Source organism: Alteromonas sp. Cnat3-28 (assembly GCF_022348265.1).
Taxonomy (GTDB): domain Bacteria; phylum Pseudomonadota; class Gammaproteobacteria; order Enterobacterales; family Alteromonadaceae; genus Alteromonas; species Alteromonas macleodii.
On sequence record NZ_JAKREY010000003.1, the window covers coordinates 1 to 19,345 of the forward strand.

General features: G+C 45.3%; 18 protein-coding genes. 4 read left to right on the top strand and 14 right to left on the bottom strand.

All coding sequences use genetic code 11. The annotated features are described in order from the left end of the window. Window positions 1-225: 225 nt before the first annotated feature. The 10 genes from MHM87_RS03970 to lpxD all read right to left on the bottom strand — a co-directional run bounded on the left by MHM87_RS03970 (window position 226) and on the right by lpxD (window position 8,846). Window positions 226-726: a phosphatidylglycerophosphatase A gene (locus tag MHM87_RS03970; protein WP_239257827.1), complete on the bottom strand. Its 501-nt coding sequence runs from the start codon at window positions 724-726 to the stop codon at window positions 226-228. Window positions 727-767: 41 nt separating this feature from the next. Next, window positions 768-1,733: a thiamine-phosphate kinase gene (thiL, locus tag MHM87_RS03975; RefSeq protein ID WP_014950086.1), complete on the bottom strand. Its 966-nt coding sequence runs from the start codon at window positions 1,731-1,733 to the stop codon at window positions 768-770. A gap of 48 nt (window positions 1,734-1,781) precedes the next feature. Next, window positions 1,782-2,204, bottom strand: a complete 423-nt coding sequence (nusB, locus tag MHM87_RS03980; RefSeq protein ID WP_012518940.1) for a transcription antitermination factor NusB — start codon at window positions 2,202-2,204, stop codon at window positions 1,782-1,784. A 12-nt stretch (window positions 2,205-2,216) separates the two neighbouring features. Then, window positions 2,217-2,690 carry a 6,7-dimethyl-8-ribityllumazine synthase gene (gene ribE, locus MHM87_RS03985; protein WP_014950088.1) on the bottom strand — a complete coding sequence of 158 codons (474 nt, stop codon included), beginning with the start codon at window positions 2,688-2,690 and terminating at the stop codon, window positions 2,217-2,219. Window positions 2,691-2,864: 174 nt separating this feature from the next. Next, window positions 2,865-3,965 (bottom strand): bifunctional 3,4-dihydroxy-2-butanone-4-phosphate synthase/GTP cyclohydrolase II, encoded by a 1,101-nt coding sequence (gene ribBA, locus MHM87_RS03990; protein ID WP_014950089.1) that lies wholly within the window; start codon window positions 3,963-3,965, stop codon window positions 2,865-2,867. 20 nt (window positions 3,966-3,985) lie between these two features. After that, window positions 3,986-4,648, bottom strand: a complete 663-nt coding sequence (locus MHM87_RS03995) for a riboflavin synthase (protein WP_014950090.1) — start codon at window positions 4,646-4,648, stop codon at window positions 3,986-3,988. Window positions 4,649-4,668: 20 nt separating this feature from the next. After that, entirely contained in the window at window positions 4,669-5,808 is a 1,140-nt protein-coding gene (ribD, locus tag MHM87_RS04000; RefSeq protein ID WP_239257828.1) for a bifunctional diaminohydroxyphosphoribosylaminopyrimidine deaminase/5-amino-6-(5-phosphoribosylamino)uracil reductase RibD, read from the bottom strand. Window positions 5,809-5,858: 50 nt separating this feature from the next. Then, a complete protein-coding gene (gene nrdR, locus MHM87_RS04005; RefSeq protein ID WP_012517538.1) occupies window positions 5,859-6,308 on the bottom strand; it encodes a transcriptional regulator NrdR in 450 nt (149 codons plus the stop codon). Between the two features lie 98 nt (window positions 6,309-6,406). Beyond that, the gene (gene glyA, locus MHM87_RS04010) at window positions 6,407-7,663 is read right to left on the bottom strand and encodes a serine hydroxymethyltransferase (protein WP_110289203.1); all 1,257 of its coding nucleotides are present in this window, start codon (window positions 7,661-7,663) and stop codon (window positions 6,407-6,409) included. Window positions 7,664-7,817: 154 nt separating this feature from the next. Continuing rightward, complete coding sequence (gene lpxD, locus MHM87_RS04015; protein ID WP_014950093.1) at window positions 7,818-8,846, bottom strand: UDP-3-O-(3-hydroxymyristoyl)glucosamine N-acyltransferase; 1,029 nt, start codon at window positions 8,844-8,846, stop codon at window positions 7,818-7,820. A 292-nt stretch (window positions 8,847-9,138) separates the two neighbouring features. Here lpxD and ettA point away from each other — a divergent pair, with 292 nt between their 5' ends. Beyond that, a complete protein-coding gene (ettA, locus tag MHM87_RS04020; RefSeq protein WP_075177085.1) occupies window positions 9,139-10,806 on the top strand; it encodes an energy-dependent translational throttle protein EttA in 1,668 nt (555 codons plus the stop codon). A gap of 210 nt (window positions 10,807-11,016) precedes the next feature. Next, window positions 11,017-11,424 carry a PilZ domain-containing protein gene (locus MHM87_RS04025; RefSeq protein WP_239257829.1) on the top strand — a complete coding sequence of 136 codons (408 nt, stop codon included), beginning with the start codon at window positions 11,017-11,019 and terminating at the stop codon, window positions 11,422-11,424. Between the two features lie 108 nt (window positions 11,425-11,532). Here MHM87_RS04025 and radA read toward each other — a convergent pair whose 3' ends face one another. Beyond that, window positions 11,533-12,900, bottom strand: coding sequence for a DNA repair protein RadA (gene radA / locus MHM87_RS04030; protein WP_014950096.1), 1,368 nt, complete (start codon window positions 12,898-12,900; stop codon window positions 11,533-11,535). Window positions 12,901-13,089: 189 nt separating this feature from the next. Here radA and MHM87_RS04035 point away from each other — a divergent pair, with 189 nt between their 5' ends. Beyond that, window positions 13,090-15,615: a PilZ domain-containing protein gene (locus MHM87_RS04035; protein WP_239257830.1), complete on the top strand. Its 2,526-nt coding sequence runs from the start codon at window positions 13,090-13,092 to the stop codon at window positions 15,613-15,615. Window positions 15,616-15,786: 171 nt separating this feature from the next. Here the strand turns inward: MHM87_RS04035 and serB are convergent, their stop codons facing one another. Continuing rightward, window positions 15,787-16,770, bottom strand: coding sequence for a phosphoserine phosphatase SerB (gene serB, locus MHM87_RS04040; RefSeq protein ID WP_239257831.1), 984 nt, complete (start codon window positions 16,768-16,770; stop codon window positions 15,787-15,789). A 118-nt stretch (window positions 16,771-16,888) separates the two neighbouring features. On the opposite strand from serB, the gene MHM87_RS04045 reads away from it, so the two are divergent. Then, entirely contained in the window at window positions 16,889-17,605 is a 717-nt protein-coding gene (locus MHM87_RS04045) for a hypothetical protein (protein ID WP_061095469.1), read from the top strand. Window positions 17,606-17,622: 17 nt separating this feature from the next. Here MHM87_RS04045 and MHM87_RS04050 read toward each other — a convergent pair whose 3' ends face one another. Next, window positions 17,623-18,444, bottom strand: a complete 822-nt coding sequence (locus MHM87_RS04050) for a TatD family hydrolase (RefSeq protein WP_239257832.1) — start codon at window positions 18,442-18,444, stop codon at window positions 17,623-17,625. Window positions 18,445-18,559: 115 nt separating this feature from the next. Then, a complete protein-coding gene (gene pdxH, locus MHM87_RS04055; protein WP_014979782.1) occupies window positions 18,560-19,198 on the bottom strand; it encodes a pyridoxamine 5'-phosphate oxidase in 639 nt (212 codons plus the stop codon). Window positions 19,199-19,345: the final 147 nt, after the last annotated feature.

Consider the following 19,345-nt stretch of genomic DNA (forward strand, 5'->3'; position numbering starts at 1 on the left):
GAATGTTTCATCGAGGTTTGTAAGTAAAGACATTAAAAAATCCGATACCAGAGACTGATATCGGATTTTGAAGCCTTAAAAAGATCGGTCAACCGATCATGAAAATTTTCTTAACTGATCGGCATTACGCTATTTTGCGGGCTTTTTCGTAAATAGTTTGCTCACCGTCAACTGGCTTTCCTTTGAGGTAAGTCTAACAAAATGGCGGCGAATATTCGTAATGAATTAAAACAAAGCCAATGCGGCAGGCCAAAACGCTATTAGTAAATGTAGACAACCGCATGCCATGGCGCCAGCGATAAGATCATCAAGCATAATGCCTGTACCGCCGTGTAAGCGCTTATCTATGATACCTATTGGCCAAGGCTTCAAGATATCGAAAAGCCTGAATAGAACAAAGCCTACAAGTAAAGAGGACGCTGAAATAGGTACAAACAGAAAGGTCACAAACATGCCCGCTATTTCATCCCACACTATAGAGCCATGATCGTGAACCTGCATATCGTCAGCAGTCTTGCCACACAGGTAAATGCCTACAACTGAGAATATCAGCGTAAGCGCGATAAAGGAAATTAGGGAAATCTGGCTACAGGCAATAAGTAGGGGCAACGCAGCAAGTGAGCCAAAGGTTCCCGGAATGAAAGGAATAAGTCCACTGCCAAAGCCTAGTGCGAGAAAATGCACGGGATTTTTCATACTCACTCTAGCGCGAAACTCAGCCTGCATGCTTTTTCCTTTTTATTGCTTTTGTCGGACAAATAGGCCGCCTAAAAGGCGTGCTCGTAACCTGACACGTTAACAGGTGTGTACTTTTCGTTGTCTTTGAGCAATGAAAGTGTGCCGTTATGGCCGGTTAATTGGCCAATACATGTGGCTTTCACGTTTGTGCTTGCCAACGAGGTTTCAAGACTTCCGCGCTGCTCTTCACTTACAGTGAAAATAAGCTCATAGTCATCGCCTGCAGACAGCGCGTATTCGATAGCTTGCTCAGGTGTAACCGCGCTTGTTAATGCTCGTGACAACGGTAAACGCTCTACATGAACATTTGCACCGCAATTAGACGCTTTTAGGATATGACCTAAATCTGAAATTAAACCATCAGAGATATCAATGCACGACGTTGCAATACGTCGGATAGCTGTGCCCACCGCTACGCGAGGAGTTGGGAAGTAATGACGATTTACCAAGACATCTTTCGCTTCACCACTTACACTCAGCTTATTTTGCAGGATGTCTAAACCTGCACCCGCGTCACCAAGCGTTCCTGTGACATAAAGCCAATCACCCGGCTTAGCGCCGCTACGCGTTAGCTCAGAACCCGGCGGTATAAAGCCTTGAGCTGTAATCGTGAACGCCATTGGGCCTTTAACCGTATCGCCACCGATTAGCTGTACAGAATAGTACTGAGTTAGCTCATAAAGGCCCGAAACAAAGTCATCTAGCCAAGCTTCGTCCACTTCCGGTAATGACAGAGATAAGCTAATCCACGCTGGCTCTGCGCCCATTGCGGCAAGGTCGCTTAAGTTTACCGCCACTGTTTTATACGCAACAGACTTCGCCGGTGCGTCTTTCAAAAAGTGCACACCTGCAACCAGGGTATCTGTGGTAACGGCAAGCTGTTGGTTTTCAGGAACCGTTGTTACAGCACAGTCATCACCAATACCAATAACAACGTCTTTGCGTTTGTGGCCGCTGTTTGAAAAGTAGCGGCCGATAAGATCAAATTCTTTCACGGTAATTTTTAAACCCTTTTAGCGGCAGTCCATGCCGCCACGGTAAGGTTAGTCGCGCTCGTCTTTGCGCAATGTGCGCACTGCTTTGTCCAGTGCACCATTAATGAACTTGTGACTTTCTTCAGCACCAAATGCTTTAGCAAGCTCAATCGCCTCATTAATAATTACGCGGTAAGGGACGTCAATGCGCTCGGTCAGTTCCAGCGTCGCAATGCGCAAGATTGCTTTTTCAATAGCGTCTAACTCTTCAGGCAAACGGCCAAGGTAAGGCTTGATGGTCGCATCAAGTTTACTTGCGTTGTGTGCAACACCGCGAAGCAGAGCTTGGAAATACGCCATATCTACCTTTTGCATGTCGTTACTGGTGGCTAGCGCCAGTTCAACCTGCTGAATATCGTTGTGACTCATTTGCCATGAATACACGCCTTGCAGAGCGAGTTCACGGGCTTTACGACGAGCTGAAACTTTCACTTAATGTTTACCTTAAAGCTTTTCAACAGCATCGATAACGTTAACCATTTCCAGCGCACCAAGTGCAGCTTCTGCACCTTTGTTGCCCGCTTTGGTTCCTGAACGCTCGATAGCCTGTTCAATTGAATCTGTTGTAATTACGCCAAATGATACGGGTACACCGTATTCAAGAGAAACTTGCGCAAGACCTTTGTTACACTCGCCTGCTACAAAATCAAAGTGTGGCGTACCACCACGAATAACCGCACCTAGTGCGATGATGGCGTCAAATGACTTTTTCTCAGCTAATTTCTTAGCTACTACAGGTAACTCGTAAGCACCAGGTACACGTACTAACGTGATATCGTCATCACTCACTTCACCGTGACGCTCTAGTGTATCTAGTGCACCTTCAAGTAAGCTTTCAACTACAAAGCTATTAAAGCGTGATACAACGATAGCAAATTTCTTACCGGTTGCTCTGATATTACCTTCAATTACCTGCATGGATTCATTCCTCGAGAAAAAACGGCGCGAAGTATACCACAACTGCGCCCAAACTAAATCGATTGTTTCTTTAACTTCAACTATTCGTAAACGGGTACGTTAGCTTGACTCAATGTGGGAAGGGAGTGCTCGTCGCAAACCCTATCCACTTTAGCTCCGCCATACAGCTAAGTACTAGTCGTGCACGTACTCCACTACTTCAAGGCCGTAACCTGAAAGTGCGTGATATTTAATTGGCTTACTAAGAAGACGCATTTTGTGTACGCCCATTGATGCTAGAATTTGACTGCCTACACCAATAGTGCGTGACGATCCCTGCCAGTCAGCGCCAGTCGGGCGCTCGCCTCGGTCTTCTGCGGCAAAGCGGCGTACCTGACTTTCAATATGCTCTTCTTTACCTAATAGCACCAATACGCCACCGTCTTCTGAAATTTTGCGCATGCCATCTGCAAGCGTCATCGAGCGATGAATACCGCGGGTAGACCCAAGAAGATCACTAAAGGTATTGTGAAGATGTACACGTACAAGTGTCGGCTCATCTTCTTTAATTTCGCCTTTTTTAAGTGCGAAATGAAGCTGGTTGTCGATGCTGTCTTTAAACGTGTGAAGCTCGAAGTCACCATACTCGGTTGGCATATTGCATTGAGCGACCTTTTGAATGGTGGTTTCGTTGAGATTGCGATATTCAATCAAATCAGCAATGGTGCCGATTTTAAGATTATGTTTTTCAGCAAACTTTTCTAGTTCTGGACGACGGGCCATCGTGCCGTCTTCATTGAGGATTTCTACAATAACCCCAGCAGGCTCTAACCCTGCCAAACGCGGTAAATCTACACCAGCTTCAGTGTGACCTGCGCGGTTTAACACGCCACCGTCTTTAGCAATTAGCGGAAAAATATGACCCGGCTGTACAATGTCTGTCGCTTTCGCGTCTTTCGCTACAGCAGCTTTAATGGTTGTTGCGCGATCTGCCGCCGAAATGCCTGTGGTCACGCCGGTTGCCGCTTCAATAGACACAGTGAAGTTGGTAGAAAACTGTGCTTCGTTTTTATCCACCATAAGCGGAAGATTCAGGGTGCGACAGCGCTCTTGCGTCATTGGTAAACACACTAAACCGCGAGCGTGGGTTACCATAAAGTTAATGGCTTCAGGCGTCACATGCTCTGCCGCCATTATCAAATCGCCTTCATTTTCCCTGTCTTCGTCATCCATCAAGATAACCATTTTACCTTGGCGAATGTCTTCAATTATTTCTTGTGTAGTGTTAAATGCCATGTTGTGTGCTTCTTGTAGGGTTATTTTCTTAAAAATCCGTTCTCGGCAAGAAATGCCATGTCAATGCCTTTGCTTTTTGGTTCGGCGGCTTTGTCGCCCAACATCAGTCGCTCTAAATAGCGCGCAATAACATCAACCTCTAAGTTCACCGCTGTGCCCACCTTATAGCTCCCCATAATGGTTTCTTGCAATGTATGAGGAATGATCCAAAGCATAAATTCTGCGCCATTAACTTCGTTAACAGTTAAGCTGATACCATCAACGGTGATACTACCTTTATGCGCAATATATTTAGCCAAGGCTTCTGGCGCTTTTACCCAGAACTCTACGTAGTCTGAGTGCTTAATGATTTGTGTAACCTCGCCTACACCATCAACGTGACCGGAAACGATATGACCACCTAAACGGTCGCTTGGACGCATCGCTTTCTCAAGATTCACCGTAGAGCCTGCGCTGTAATGTGCAAAGCCCGTTAATTTGATGGTCTCTGCCGACACATCTGCACAATAATAATCGGGGCCCATATCAGTAACTGTTAAGCAAACACCATTGGTCGCAATACTGTCGCCGAGTGCGACATCAGACATATCAAGCGTAGGCGATGAAACGGTAAGTCGAATATCGTTGCCACGGTTATCAAGCTTCTTAATTGTACCTAGCGCTTGAATAATTCCAGTAAACATAAAGTTCCTCTTTAATCGCGTTAACCACGGGTGTTGCTAACATCAGGACGGAAGATAAGCTTAATATCGTTACCCACTTGACGATTTTCAATAAGCGAAAGCGAAATACATTCATTTAGCGACGTGAACGCGGGTAAATTAACCATACTGACTCCCTTATCACCTAAAAGCTTAGGCGCTTGGTAGCAAATAAGTTCATCCACCAGCCCTTCTTGCAATAATGCACCGGCAAGGCCTGGGCCTGCTTCCACCCACACTTCATTATATTGCTTATCGCCTAGTGCTGACATAAGTGAATGTAAATTGAGTTTACCGTCTTTTTCGTCCAGTTGGAGATAGTACTGAGTAGCGGTGTCTGGGTGAGCCTGTGACGTCGCCGTGAACGTAATATTGCCGTCGTTAAAAAGTGTGTAGTCTCTACTAAGCTTACTTTTGCTATCTACAACCACACGTGCTGGCTGGCGGATATGATCTAGTGGATACTTTTCAAACTGAGCCTCTTTTTCACGAACTAAGAGGCTAGGATTATCAGCTTGTACCGTACCCGAACCCGTCAATACTACGCAACTTTGTGCACGATACTGTTGCACATCCCGCCTTGCTTCTGCACTAGTAATCCACTGACTCACCCCATTTTGAAGGGCTATTTTTCCATCTAGGCTAATGCCTAATTTCACGCGAACAAAGGGCTTACCAGTAAGCATGCGTTTAATAAACCCGGGGTTTAGCGCTGCGGCCTCAGCAGCCATCACTTCGCTTACCACTTCAATGCCTGCTTCCTGCAGAATGCTAATACCGTTACCGCATACGTTTGGATTCGGGTCGGTCATAGCAATAACAACACGCGCTACCTTTGCTTCTACCAAGGCAACAGCGCAAGGCGGTGTGCGACCAAAATGACTACAAGGTTCAAGTGTAACGTATGCCGTCGCGCCCTTTGCGCCCTGCGGACGTGCGTTAGATGCTTGTCTTAATGCATGCACTTCGGCATGGGGTGTACCAGCTTGAATGTGATATCCCTGACCAAGCAATTGATTGTTTTCGTCAACAATTACACAGCCTACGCGAGGGTTAGGAGAAGTGGTAAAACGCCCTTGTTGGGCAAGCTGAATGGCTTGTGCCATCCAAAAATAATCGTTCTTAACCGTATCGTGGTTCACTTGGATTCCTGTTGTAGCCCTAAGTGCCTGATGTTTGAGAGGTCGCCGACTTAATCTCCTAATCGCGCAATCTCTTCTCCGAATTCACGAATATCTTCGAAAGAGCGATAAACGGAGGCGAACCGGACATAAGCAACTTTATCGAGTTCTTTGAGGGCTTTCATAATTAGGTTGCCGAGCAGTTCACTGCTCACTTCACGTTCACCGGTTGCGCGCAACTGTGACTTAAGTGAGAGGATACATTGTTCAACTTTTTCTGTGCTCACAGGGCGCTTTTCGAGTGCGCGTTGCAAGCCTGCACGAAGTTTATCTTCGTTAAACGGTTCACGAGAACCATCGCGTTTAATAACGCGAGGCATCACGAGCTCGGCACTTTCAAAGGTCGTGAAGCGCTCGTGACACACCATACATTCACGGCGTCTACGCACCTGTTGCCCTTCTGCAACCAAACGAGAATCAATGACTTTTGTTTCTTGTTCTGAACAAAACGGGCAAAACATGAATAATCCTTAAATATTGCGTACTTAGGTATCTAAATTGAACCTAGACTAGTTAGTCCAGCATTAGTACCAAAGTACGCAATAAAACACAAACCTATTTATTTATAAACAGGGAATTGTGCGCAAAGTGCAACCACTTCGTCTTGAACACGTTTGATAACAGACTCATCGCCCATGTTATCTAGAATGTCGCAAATCCATGTTGCAACTTGTTTAGCTTGTTCTTCTTTGAAACCACGGCGAGTAATCGCTGGGCTACCAATACGAAGACCGCTGGTTACAAACGGTGAACGCGGGTCATTTGGCACTGAGTTTTTGTTTACCGTAATATTTGCGGCACCAAGTGCTGCGTCAGCATCTTTACCGGTAATGTCCTTGTCGATAAGGTCAAGAAGGAACAAGTGGTTGTCAGTACCGCCAGAAACGATGTTATAACCGCGCTCTTGCATTACAGAAACCATAGCTTTCGCATTTGCAACAACCTGCTGCTGATACGCTTTAAATTCTGGCTGTAGTGCTTCTTTGAATGCAACCGCTTTAGCTGCGATCACGTGGCAAAGAGGGCCACCTTGGTTGCCTGGGAATACCGAGCTGTTTAGCTTTTTGTAAATCGCTTCATCGCCGCATGAAGAAAGGATTAAACCACTACGTGGGCCAGCAAGGGTTTTATGAGTAGTCGTTGTTACCACGTGAGCGTGAGGAAGCGGGTTTGGATAAACGCCCGCTGCTACAAGTCCTGCTACGTGCGCCATATCTACGAGCAAGTAAGCGCCAACGCTATCAGCGATTTCACGGAATTTTGCCCAATCAACAATGCCAGAATACGCAGAGAAACCACCGATAATCATTTTCGGCTTGTGCTCTTTAGCAAGTGCCTCAACCTGAGCGTAATCGATTTCACCGGTTTCTTTGTTCAGACCATACTGAACAGCATTGTAGGTTTTACCAGAGAAGTTTACGTGTGAACCGTGAGTAAGGTGACCACCTTCAGAAAGGCTCATTCCCAATACCGTATCGCCTGCGTCAAGTAGTGCCATGAATACGGCAGAGTTAGCTTGTGAACCAGCGTGCGGTTGAACGTTCGCGTAGTCTGCACCGAATAGTGCTTTTGCACGATCGATAGCAAGTTGTTCAACAACGTCTACGTGCTCACAACCACCGTAGTAACGCTTGCCTGGGTAGCCTTCCGCGTACTTGTTAGTAAGCTGCGAACCCTGTGCTTCCATTACACGTGGGCTACAGTAGTTCTCAGAGGCAATTAGCTCTATGTGATGTTCTTGACGCTCAACCTCTTTAGACATTGCATCGGCTAATTCAGGATCGAAGTCGGCTATATTCATTTCGCGAGAAAACATGGGGGCTCCTTAACTGCGGTTTTTATATGGCGTTACGCACTGATTGCTCAAATTCGAGCCATATTCTAGTCATTTTCGAGGGCTTGTATACCGCTTTGTGACCAAATTAATATAAATGGCGCAGGTTTAACGAAATACCTGCGCCAGCGCGAGATCAGACCTGTTTCTCTAAGGCCTTAACACGGTCAAATAAACTACCAATTTTGGCAAGGCGAACCGTATTCTTGCGCCAGTCACGGTTGGTTTGTGCTGGCTGGCCAGAAGAATAAACGCCCGGTTCAGTGATATCTTGTACAATCATGGTATAGCCAGTCACCTGAACATTATCGCAAATGCTAATGTGGCCATTAATGCCCACTCCACCACCGATAATAACGTGCTTGCCGATATGACAGCTACCAGCAATACCTGTAGCGCCGCAAATACAAGAGTGATCACCAATAATACAGTTGTGGCCAATTTGTACTTGGTTATCGATAATAACGTTAGTGCCTAAAATCGTATCTTCCATGGCGCCGCGGTCAATGCTGCTGCTTGCGCCAATCTGACTGTCGTCACCAATGCGAACCGACCCTGTTTGTGGAATAGGGATCCAAACGCCTTTATCGTTTGCGTAACCAAAGCCTGCCGCACCAATAACTGTTTGGCTATGAATTGTCACGCGCTTACCAATCACAACGTCATGATAGATAGTTACATTCGGGTGAATGGTACAGCCTTCACCAATATGGGTGCCTCTACGAATAACCGTATTCGCGCCTACAGTAACTCTATCGCCTAAAACCACGTTCTCTTCAATGATTACATTGTGGCCTAGCGATACATCACTGCCGATGCGGGCAGATGGCGCAATAACCGCTGTCTCAGCAATACCTGTCGCTACCGCTGGAGTAGTATCAAACAACTGAGCGATAAGGGCGAACGCTGCATGAGGGTTTGCCACAACCAACGCTGGAACTGGGCTATCATCTTTTAAGTTTTTGTGCAGAATTACCGCACCAGCCTGAGTATCTTTTAACTGCGGCTTGTATTTAGGATTTGTTAGAAACGAAATTTGGTGCGATGCTGCACCGGATAACGTACCTACTGCAGAGATAGTAATGTTTCCATCGCCCTGCACTTCCCCACTTACATGTTTGGCAAGCTCTTCCAGACTGTATGTGCGTTTACTCATAGCGGTCATCATAATTACCTGTTCAGAGATATGAATAGTGTTGAGTCTATCGCTTTGGGTTCTTTATTGCTGTTTGCTAGCTCACCCTAAAGCCCATGTTTACTCATGCTTATAAAAACAAGTTTACCTTAAATCAACTCGCCAACCGATGCATAAATCGATCTTTTTGGCATGAGTGATTAAAATATCGCCAAGCACAAATACACTAAGCGTAAGTAACTGGCACAAACTACTCTGTTACGAGTAGAATAGACCACAATCACTTTTTTATTTTTCACCGCTTATTCAGCGAGGATAGAGCATGGCGCAATACGTTTACAGTATGCATCGCGTGGGCAAAATCGTCCCACCTAATAGACACATTCTAAAAAATATCTCACTTAGCTTTTTCCCAGGCGCCAAAATTGGTGTGCTAGGTCTAAACGGTGCAGGTAAATCTACCTTACTTCGCATTATGGCCGGCGTAGATACCGACATCGAAGGTGAAGCGCGTCCTCAACCGGGCTTAAAAGTGGGCTACCTTCCACAAGAGCCTCAGCTTGATGAAACAAAAGATGTTCGCGGCAATATAGAAGAAGCCGTCGCCGACGTTAAACACGCATTAACTCGCCTAGATGAAGTATATGCAGCTTATGCAGAAGCAGACGCTGATTTTGACGCCCTTGCTAAAGAGCAGGGCGAGTTAGAAGCTATTATTCAAGCCAAAGATGGCCACAACTTAGAAAATGCATTAGAGCGTGCTGCTGATGCCCTTCGCCTTCCAGCGTGGGATGCGGACGTTAGCAAACTATCTGGTGGTGAACGCCGCCGTGTAGCGCTGTGCCGCCTACTTCTAGAAAAGCCTGAAATGTTGCTTCTAGACGAACCCACTAACCACTTAGACGCAGAATCAGTCGCATGGCTAGAGCGTTTCCTTCACGATTATGAAGGTACGGTAGTCGCTATTACCCACGATAGATACTTCCTTGATAACGTTGCAGGTTGGATTTTAGAACTTGACCGTGGTGAAGGTATTCCGTGGGAAGGTAACTACTCTTCTTGGTTGGAGCAAAAAGAAAACCGACTTGAGCAAGAAGAGCGTACCGAAACGGCACGTATGAAGAGCATGAAACAGGAACTTGAGTGGGTACGCTCAAACCCGAAAGGTCGTCATGCTAAAAGTAAAGCTCGTATGGCCCGCTTTGAAGAACTATCTACCAGCGATTACCAAAAGCGTAATGAAACCAATGAGCTTTTCATTCCACCAGGTGAACGCTTAGGTGACAAGGTTATTGAAGTAAGCAACCTTAAAAAGTCGTATGGCGATCGCGTACTTATCGACGACTTAACGTTTAAAGTACCAAAGGGTGCCATTGTAGGTATCGTTGGCCCTAACGGCGCGGGTAAATCAACCTTGTTCAGAATGCTTACTGGTGCTGAGAAACCTGATTCAGGCACCATCGATTTAGGTGAAACCGTTCAAATTGCTGCGGTAGAACAGTTCCGCGACCACATGAACGAAAACAACACCGTGTGGAAAGAAATTTCTGACGAACAAGACATTATTCGCATTGGTAACTTTGAAATTAACAGCCGCGCCTACTGCAGCCGTTTTAACTTTAAAGGCACCGACCAGCAGAAGTTCATCAAAGACTTGTCAGGTGGTGAGCGTAACCGTGTTCACCTTGCGAAACTGCTTAAAGCAGGCGGTAACGTATTGCTACTGGATGAGCCAACCAACGACCTAGACGTAGAAACACTTCGCGCCTTGGAAAACGCGTTGTTGGAGTTCCCAGGCTGTGCCATGGTTATCTCGCACGACCGTTGGTTCCTAGACCGTGTAGCAACACACATTATGGATTACCGCGATGAAGGTAACATCAACTTCTTCGAAGGTAACTACTCAGACTACGAAAGCTGGTTGAAGCAAGAATTTGGACAAGATGTGGTTGAACCGCACCGCCTTAAATATAAGCGTATGTCTAAATAACACAAATTCAGAGATGTAAGATCTGTATCTCTGCTTTACGCCTAAAGCCGCTATCGCTGATAGCGGCTTTTTTATTTGTTCGCTTTTCATTGCGAACCCACGCAAATTAGCCAATACTAATACCAGTCCGCATAGGTCATTACCCACTCAGTGGGCAATTATCTACGCGGACTGATATAACAGCGTTAATGATAACTGGGTATTTGAAAAATGACGGATAAGCGCCAATTTCAACGGGTGTCACTGAATGTAAATGGCACACTGGCACACAATGACGTTAGTATTGATGTGGTAGTCAGCGACGTATCGCTTCAAGGCATTAAACTTCAAGCTACCGAAACGGCGTTGTCACACTTACCTTTTGACAGTCACGACCCTTACACTGCTACCTTCCAAGCAAATGAAGACAGTCCTGTAATAACCCTCTCTATTTCGCAGTTGTATCGTCATGCCGACAGTAGAAAAGAACGGGTTTCATTAGGCTGTAAAGTTGAACGAATGGATGTAGAAAGCATTAGCGCTCTTCGCCGTTTAATCACCTTAAACAGCGACGACGCCAGTATTGAAGAGAAAGACCTGAATGCGTTAGTTAATGCGGTTTATCAGGCGCCACATTAACCTCTAAAAAACGCATTTCACTCGTTTAATGCAGGAAAAGCCCATTCAATAGGCCTTTTAATCTAACAGGCACCGTCAACACTTTGCGTAAATGTTGAGCCTTTCGCATTACTCAAGCGCGTCTAACGCTTCAGATAAGCGCGCTACCGGTACCACTTTCATACCATTAATGGCTTGCTTAGGCGCATTGGCTTTTGGCACGATCGCCCGCTTAAAACCATGTTTCGCTGCCTCGATAATGCGTTCCGTTCCGTTAGGAACCGGGCGAATCTCGCCGGCTAGCCCGACTTCGCCGAATACAATTAAATCTCTGGGCAGCGAGCGATTTCTAAAGCTTGAAATCATGGCCAATAATAAGGCTAAGTCTGCACTGGTCTCTGATACTCTTACACCACCTACCACGTTGACAAAAACGTCTTGATCGTTCATTTGCACATTGCCATGGCGATGCAAAACCGCGAGCAGCATAGACAAACGGTTCTGATCCAACCCTACAGCGATTCGCCTTGGGTTCGACATCTGCGAATAGTCTACCAACGCCTGTATTTCTACAAGTAACGGGCGGGTGCCCTCCCAAATAACCATAACGCTAGACCCTGGCGTTTCATTGTCACCTCGACTTAAGAATATGGCCGATGGGTTGCTTACTTCTTTAAGGCCTTTTTCTGTCATGGCAAACACGCCGAGCTCATTTACCGCACCAAAGCGGTTTTTATGACTTCGAAGCGTACGGTAGCGACCATCACTTTCTCCTTCCAGCATCATAGAGCTGTCGATACAGTGCTCAAGAACTTTCGGACCCGCCAAGTTACCGTCTTTTGTTACATGGCCAACAATGAACATAGCAATATGATTTTGCTTGGCAAAGCGCGTTAAATACGCCGCGCTTTCTCGTACTTGCGACACACTGCCTGGCGCAGACTGAACGTCTGACACGTGCATCACCTGAATAGAGTCGATAACCATAATTTTAGGCTTTTTCGTAAGGGCTAAATCGCAGATAGTTTCCACGTTTGTTTCGGCTAACATCATCAGCTTGTCGTCAGGTAGATTTAAGCGCTTTGCTCGCATGGCGACTTGCTGAAGCGACTCTTCCCCCGTGACATAAAGCGCGGTTTCACTTTTTGCCATCTGACACATTACTTGAAGCAGAAGCGTACTCTTACCCGCTCCTGGCGAGCCACCAATTAACATAGCTGCCCCAGGGACTATTCCGCCCCCTAACACTCTATCTAGCTCTTTAAATGTTGACGAGAATCGCGGTAGTGATTCGAGATCTATTGCATTTAATGTCTCAATTTTGGCAGCGGTTTGCCCAGCATAACCTGACGTGGTTTGGCGTGCGACACTTTTGGCACTTGCAACCACAAACTCACTTATCGTATTCCACGCTTTACACTCCGAACATTGACCTTGCCAGCGAGGGAACTCTGCACCGCAGTCAGAACACACATAAGCAGTTTTACGTTTTGCCATATTCCAGTTTTATCCATTGCTTAAAAAGAGTATTCTAACACTTAACAACGGTGAAATAAGCACAAACCTAAGGTCAGTTCTCCTCCAGTAAAACGGTACAAAAGTATAACGACTTTACGGGTTAATGAGTTTTGCTGATTTGCCGATAACAACTAAAATAATGATACTAAACAACAAAGTTGCGCATTCATGAGTCAAGATTTAAAGCAATATGCTGATATTATTGAACAGCTAAAGCCCATGGTTAATGAGCCTGAGTTTAACCAGGTATTGCTTCAAACTGCATCTGATGTGCCGAAAGAAAAGCGCTTCCTCATCAAAATGGAAGTGAAACGCCTAGCCAAACCCTGTATGCGCACCATAGACTTGCGTGGTCATGTTGACGGAAAGTGCAATAAATATGTACACGAAGGACGTAGCCATTACATGGATGACGTCGCTGTTGACAAGTTTGAAGAGCAGTTGAGGGTATTTGGCCGATATACTTACGGTGTTTACGAAGCGGTACAAAACACCGAAAACAACTTTCGCTTAATGCGCGAAAAAGAACTCGCACAAGAACGCGCTGATAAAGAAAATCCTGAACTTAAAAAGCGCTCAGCAGTATTGGAGCAGTTTAAAGTTCCTACCGTAAACCTGCTTGATTACAGACAGCGCAACACTGAACGCATGAACTTCGCTGTGGCGGTAGAATTATTTAATAGCGCCAATCAATCAATGCGCGGTTTGAGTGTTGATATATCTCTTGAAGGCTTGCAGGTAAAACTCTCTAAAGACGCGTTTTTCGAAAAAGGAGAAACGCTGTTTATATTCTTTAGGGGCTTAGAGAATGAATTTGCCATGGACAAAAAGAATGGCATTGCATATAAGCTCGTAAAGATAATAACTAAAAACGATGTTAACTATCTTGCCTTGCAACGAGATAAAGAAAAGCCAAGCCCCGCATTCGACAAATTCTTAGAAAGCTTTATACACGGCAATAAACGCCGATATAAAGTTAATATGAGCAATACGATTGAGGCGATTACCAGTAAAATTTGTGAGCAGTACTTTTCGCCGCGTAGCCCCACGTTGCCGGTGTATATAGACGTCATTAATAAAACGCTGGTTCCCCGGTTTGCTATGGTTAACGAAGTGAACCGCGAAACCGTACAGTATTGGCAAGACGAAGACGATAACTGTCGATTGAACTTCTTACTCACCCAGGAAAGGCTTATGCGCCTATTGCAGAAGTCAGAAGAAGTAAGAGAGATTTTCGTATTTAGTTTTACTCATTTGCAGAACGACAAGGTCTATTTTTACTCAGCGTCTTACGAGGAACTCTTGCAAAAAGACGTACTAACCCGAGTATTTTTAGGGTTTGGATCTAAAAAAGCGAGTTGGCGTGTATTTAAAATAACCTTAACAGAGATTGACCCTGAACAGGCCCATATTCCGCTTTCCATTCCGGATTCTGTAGGTAATAAAGTTAAAAAACTGAACACTCCACCATCAGCTCGACTGATGTCAAAGCTGAAAAACCTGCGATTCTTGGCACACGTAACCGATGTAACCTCAGTAACAGGGCAAGAGACCTACAACGAATTTAAGTTTAATAGAGAAAACCTCTCTCATCTGCGAAATTTTGGGCATCCGCGCAATCGCGCTCCTTCGAATGTTCAGGTTGTCAGGTTTAAATATGAAGAGCAACGCATTGAAAGCCGCTATCAGCTGAGAACCCAAATTGAAGCTCGCTTCAATAATGAAGAGCTGGTGCACAAAGGGGTCAGCGAAGATATTTCGGTGCATGGACTTGGACTTCGTATAGAGTTAAGCAAAGAATATAAAGGTAATTTAGAGGGCAAAGTAGAAGTCGCCTTCCCTCGTCTGCAAGAAATTGCCAGTTCCTTTGATGTCATGCATTTGCAATACGAAATCATTTATCACAACGTCGGCAAGAACATTCTTCATTTAAAAACTATGCCGGGCGACGAAGGTAAAAGTGCTAGAAACTTCTTTGAAGAACTGATTAAAAAGAACAAAGGCAGCCTTAAAGTAGAGAACGACGAAGAAGAAGTACCAGGCATGGGACAGGCGCTTCGTTGTATTAATGCGCGAAACGCTACCTCCCTATCCTTCTTGATGAGTAAGGAAGGTGTTCGCTATACACCACAGGCTTGTATTGTCGGAAAGCAGGACGAACGCATAACCACCCTAACCACGCAATACGCCAAACGTGGGCAAGTGAATTTAGAGTTTCTCTTTAGAGACCGAAAGCAAGATATACCTTTTGTACAAAGTGGCATTAAGGCCGTTAAGCTTGAAAATATGCCGTTGCGACAGGAATTATTTATCTCCTTCGATGCATCGCAAAAAGAGCCGCGAATGGCGATCATTCCCCGCTATTCCGATAAATTCGAAAATAACGAGCAGCGCCGAGCATTTATTAGAGAAGCTATGGTTCGCGGCCAATTCGTGGCTATTCATGTCATGCTAACCACAACCGGCAAGCCAGACATGACCATGCTGGAAACGGAAATCAATTACGTCACCATTTACGCCATGCACCGGGCCCGTGAGTTAGAGAAGAAAATGTGGAGTATTGCAGCGTGCTCTCACCTGGTCGATGTCACAGATGAAGTGCTTATAAGATACGGCTTTACAATGGAAGATATCACGGCTAATAAAACGTTAAAAAGTGCGGTTCAACCTAAAGCCATTGCGCGCAACGCATAGTGAAATCGCAAAGCCTATCAATTTAAATGAGCCCGAAGGTTAAAACCCATCACGGGAAGCTTTTAATCACAAGATTTTGGAAACTTGTGGCTGGTGAAAGGTAATCGATAAAGTGTGATGCGCTAGTTTTATTTTCCCAAAACTAGCGCTTGTATTACAGACTCTCGTTAACTACTTGTCTAGAAAATACAGAAGGCTATGTAAACTGCCAATGCGGATTGCCACATCCGCCTTTTCATTAACCAGTGGCTTACCGTGACACGCCACGCCAAGCGCTGATTCAGCCATCATGACCAAATCGTTAGCCCCATCCCCCATAGCAACGGTTTGTTTGGCTGGAATTTGCCACTTCTCAGCAAGGGCGTTTACGGTTCGCGCCTTAACGTCTGCATTGACAATTTCACCCTCTACTTTTCCAGTCAGCTGCTCGTTTTTCACCGCAAGCGTGTTAGAAATGGCAAAATCGAGTCCAAGCCTTGCTTTTAGGTGGTCAGCGAAAAATGTGAACCCACCTGAGGCGATTGCTAATTTCCAATTGTACTGTTTCAAGTGAGTGAGCAAGGCTTGAATGCCAGGCATGATAGGTATGCTGTCACGAATTTGATTAAGGTGACTAACTGGCACGCCTTCCAAGCACGCCACCCTATGCGTTAAGCTATCATTAAACGCAATTTCTCCACGCATTGCCTTAGCAGTAACTTCTGCCACCTGCTCGCCAACACCCGCCAATTTAGCTATTTCATCGATACATTCAATCGCGATGACAGTGCTATCCATGTCCATGACCAGTAGTCCTGGCTTAGACAATGAGGGGCGAGAGCCCTGCAAACCAACATCAACATTATATGCCTTGGATACGTCGCCCAGCAGTGGCTTAATCTGATCAAGCTCAGTGTTTTGCAAAGCACCTCTAATTTCTATTACATCATCCCCCATTTGCTTGTGTAAATGATGGAAAGCAGCGCTAGAAGGAGTAAACACATCGTTGAGTTTAATTAAAACGCTGTGCAGTAGATAAGGTGTTACAGCTTGACCAATAACGGTTAACGTATGTGAATACGCACTGTCGTTGTGACTATTGCTAACTACATGAGACAAAAAAGAAGCTAAATGGATATCGTCATTATCGATATTATTAAGAAGAGTGTCTTTCATAACGCACACAGAAACTGCGGTGATTGGCAAATGGTGCTCTAATGCTAACCAATTAGGCTAACTAATAAAATATCTCCTTTTAAATTATTTCGAATTATCCTACTGTTAGGTAACCCTCGTGACATTATGGAAAAGCGAATTGGTAGACGGGCTAAGCAACGCAGCTTCACAAACAAAGAATGACTCGCATTCGTTGTACACAGTTCTAAAGCGATTGTTCCACACAATAGTAGTGAGTGCGGTGTTTGCTTTGATAGTGGTATTGCTTCTGTTATTCCAACAGTACCAAAACGACTGGCTTACCGTGCAAACTCGCTTCTCTGGTGAGAGCATAGCAAGGCAGTATGCAAAACTGCTACAACCTGCCTTTATCGCTGACGCACTTTCGAATCAGGAAACTGAGAACAATGTAGATTCCGCGCTATCTGATACTCTCACTCAACGGGAGTATATTGAAAGTGTCGCCTCTATTTTGGTCGACGAGCCACACATTCTTGCCTTGTCTGTGTTTGATAAGGACGGGAGGTATATTGCTCCTTTGCCTCAAATTGCCAGTGTGGTGTCGATGAGTCAGTCGCAAAGTGTAACGCCGCTTACCTATGTTGGCGTTATCACTGACGATAATGAAAATTTACTAGGTTATGTAAATATTCACATGAACACGCAGGCTGTCCTCGAGAGTCCACTGACATTGCGTTACCAGCTTGCTCTTATTGCGTGTATTCTCGTCTTTTTAGCGCTCATGCTAGGTATTTACCTAACCCGGGCCTTTTATAAATCTCGCCCATGGTTTATTCAGGTAATCGAATCAAAAAGAAATAAAGAGAAGCGCTAGATAGCTAGTTTGGAAGTCTATGCTTCACTTCCAGCATCAATATTAAATAGTCGAGTGTAGTTCGCTGTGGTGGTGGACACTATTTCTTTATGTGACATGCCATAGCGGTCGCTTATAACATCAACGACATCTGATAAATAACGAGGTTCGTTTGCTTCTCCTTGTCTACCGCACATGGGCATATCAGGGGCATCCGTTTCTAAAAGCAATTTATCAAAATGGTGTTCTAACAAAAAACCAAGGGTGTTTCGTGTTTTTTGAGCACGCTCATAGGTAATCGTACCGCCTACACCTAGGTAAAACCCTCTTTCAATATACCCTTTGGCCGCTTCAATACTTCCTGAAAAAGCATGTACAACGCCTATACCTTGGTATTTGGTTTGCTTCAATACTTCAACTAGCAGATGATGACTTTTTCTGTGATGTAAAATTACGGGTAACGATACTTTATCGGCAAGTTTCAAATGGTTATGTAGCGCTTCCTTTTGAAGCGCTAATGGCACGCTTATATGCCCATCGATACCTGTTTCCCCCACGGCTCTTACCGAAGGGTGCAAGTTAGCCGTAGCGTCCTCAAGTTGACGAAGACTCTTCTTGAGGGTTTGCTCTGGCTTTTCAAGCTCACTGCCAGTTAAAAAATAAGGATGGAGTCCAAGCGCAGTATCAATAGATAAAAGGCTTTCATAGCGTTCATTGAGCGCTTGTAACGCCTGCCAAGATTCGGGGTTAATGCTAGGCGCCATGATGCGGGTAAGCCCTGCGGCTTTGGCGCTTTCTAATGCAACTCTAAGATCTTTTTTTTGTGCAAGTAAGTCGAGATGGCAATGACTATCAATCACGGCTTAGATGCCTCCTTGTTACCTATCTCGCCGCACGCTATCTACAAGCTCAATAGTTAAGCGGGCTCACATTCTAGAGAAGTACTTTAGCTGGAACGAAAGGTGAACGTATTCCCTACGGCATTAGGCGCTGTGTTACCCACGCGCCATCTTCAGTTTTGTTGTATTCAAAGCGGTCATGTAGCCTATCTTCTCCACCTTGCCAAAACTCAATTTGATGAGGCACGATCCTGAAACCGCCCCAAAAGTCCGGCACGGGAAGCTCTTTGTTAGCAAACTTATCTTTTAATTGCTTAAACTGGGTCAGTAGTAGCTCCCTGCTACCAATAGGTTTGCTTTGTTTTGACGCGTACGCTGCTAGCTGACTGTCTTTCGGTCGCGAAAAGAAATAAGCAGCATTCTCAGAAACAGAAAGCTTTTCAACGCTGCCACATACGCGAACCTGACGCTCCATAAAAAACCAGGGAAAGTGGCACGACACTTTAGGGTTTACCGCTAACTCTTGTGCCTTACGGCTGCCTAAGTTAGTGAAAAACACAAAGCCCTTTTCACTGACATCTTTTAACAAAACGATACGCTGAGAGGGTTGGCCGCTGGCATCGACGGTGGCAACCGTCATTGCAGTGGGATCAGGAATTCCGGCGTCTATGGCGTCCTTTAACCATTTATCGAACATGATAAATGGACTTGAAGTAATATCTGACTCACTCAAACTGCCCTTTGAGTACTGCCTGCGCATATCTGAAATTGCCATATACCGCTCCTAAAAAGAAGTTGTTGTGCCTGCTAAAGATGTTGAAACCGAGTATGTAAACCACCGTGCAAAAGCTCACATAAGCGCATCTAACTGAGGTAGTTGCCCACAAGCCATCAGCTACACCACTTGGCGAAAATGCTGACT

Excerpts from the sequence above, each read along its gene's own strand:
- MHM87_RS03970 (WP_239257827.1), bottom strand. The coding sequence starts at position 726 with ATGCAGGCTGAGTTTCGCGCTAGAGTGAGTATGAAAAATCCCGTGCAT.
- ribE (WP_014950088.1), bottom strand. The coding sequence starts at position 2,690 with ATGCAGGTAATTGAAGGTAATATCAGAGCAACCGGTAAGAAATTTGCT.
- ribBA (WP_014950089.1), bottom strand. The coding sequence starts at position 3,965 with ATGGCATTTAACACTACACAAGAAATAATTGAAGACATTCGCCAAGGT.
- MHM87_RS03995 (WP_014950090.1), bottom strand. The coding sequence starts at position 4,648 with ATGTTTACTGGAATTATTCAAGCGCTAGGTACAATTAAGAAGCTTGAT.
- nrdR (WP_012517538.1), bottom strand. The coding sequence starts at position 6,308 with ATGTTTTGCCCGTTTTGTTCAGAACAAGAAACAAAAGTCATTGATTCT.
- glyA (WP_110289203.1), bottom strand. The coding sequence starts at position 7,663 with ATGTTTTCTCGCGAAATGAATATAGCCGACTTCGATCCTGAATTAGCC.
- lpxD (WP_014950093.1), bottom strand. The coding sequence starts at position 8,846 with ATGACCGCTATGAGTAAACGCACATACAGTCTGGAAGAGCTTGCCAAA.
- ettA (WP_075177085.1), top strand. The coding sequence starts at position 9,139 with ATGGCGCAATACGTTTACAGTATGCATCGCGTGGGCAAAATCGTCCCA.
- MHM87_RS04025 (WP_239257829.1), top strand. The coding sequence starts at position 11,017 with ATGACGGATAAGCGCCAATTTCAACGGGTGTCACTGAATGTAAATGGC.
- radA (WP_014950096.1), bottom strand. The coding sequence starts at position 12,900 with ATGGCAAAACGTAAAACTGCTTATGTGTGTTCTGACTGCGGTGCAGAG.
- MHM87_RS04035 (WP_239257830.1), top strand. The coding sequence starts at position 13,090 with ATGAGTCAAGATTTAAAGCAATATGCTGATATTATTGAACAGCTAAAG.
- serB (WP_239257831.1), bottom strand. The coding sequence starts at position 16,770 with ATGAAAGACACTCTTCTTAATAATATCGATAATGACGATATCCATTTA.
- pdxH (WP_014979782.1), bottom strand. The coding sequence starts at position 19,198 with ATGGCAATTTCAGATATGCGCAGGCAGTACTCAAAGGGCAGTTTGAGT.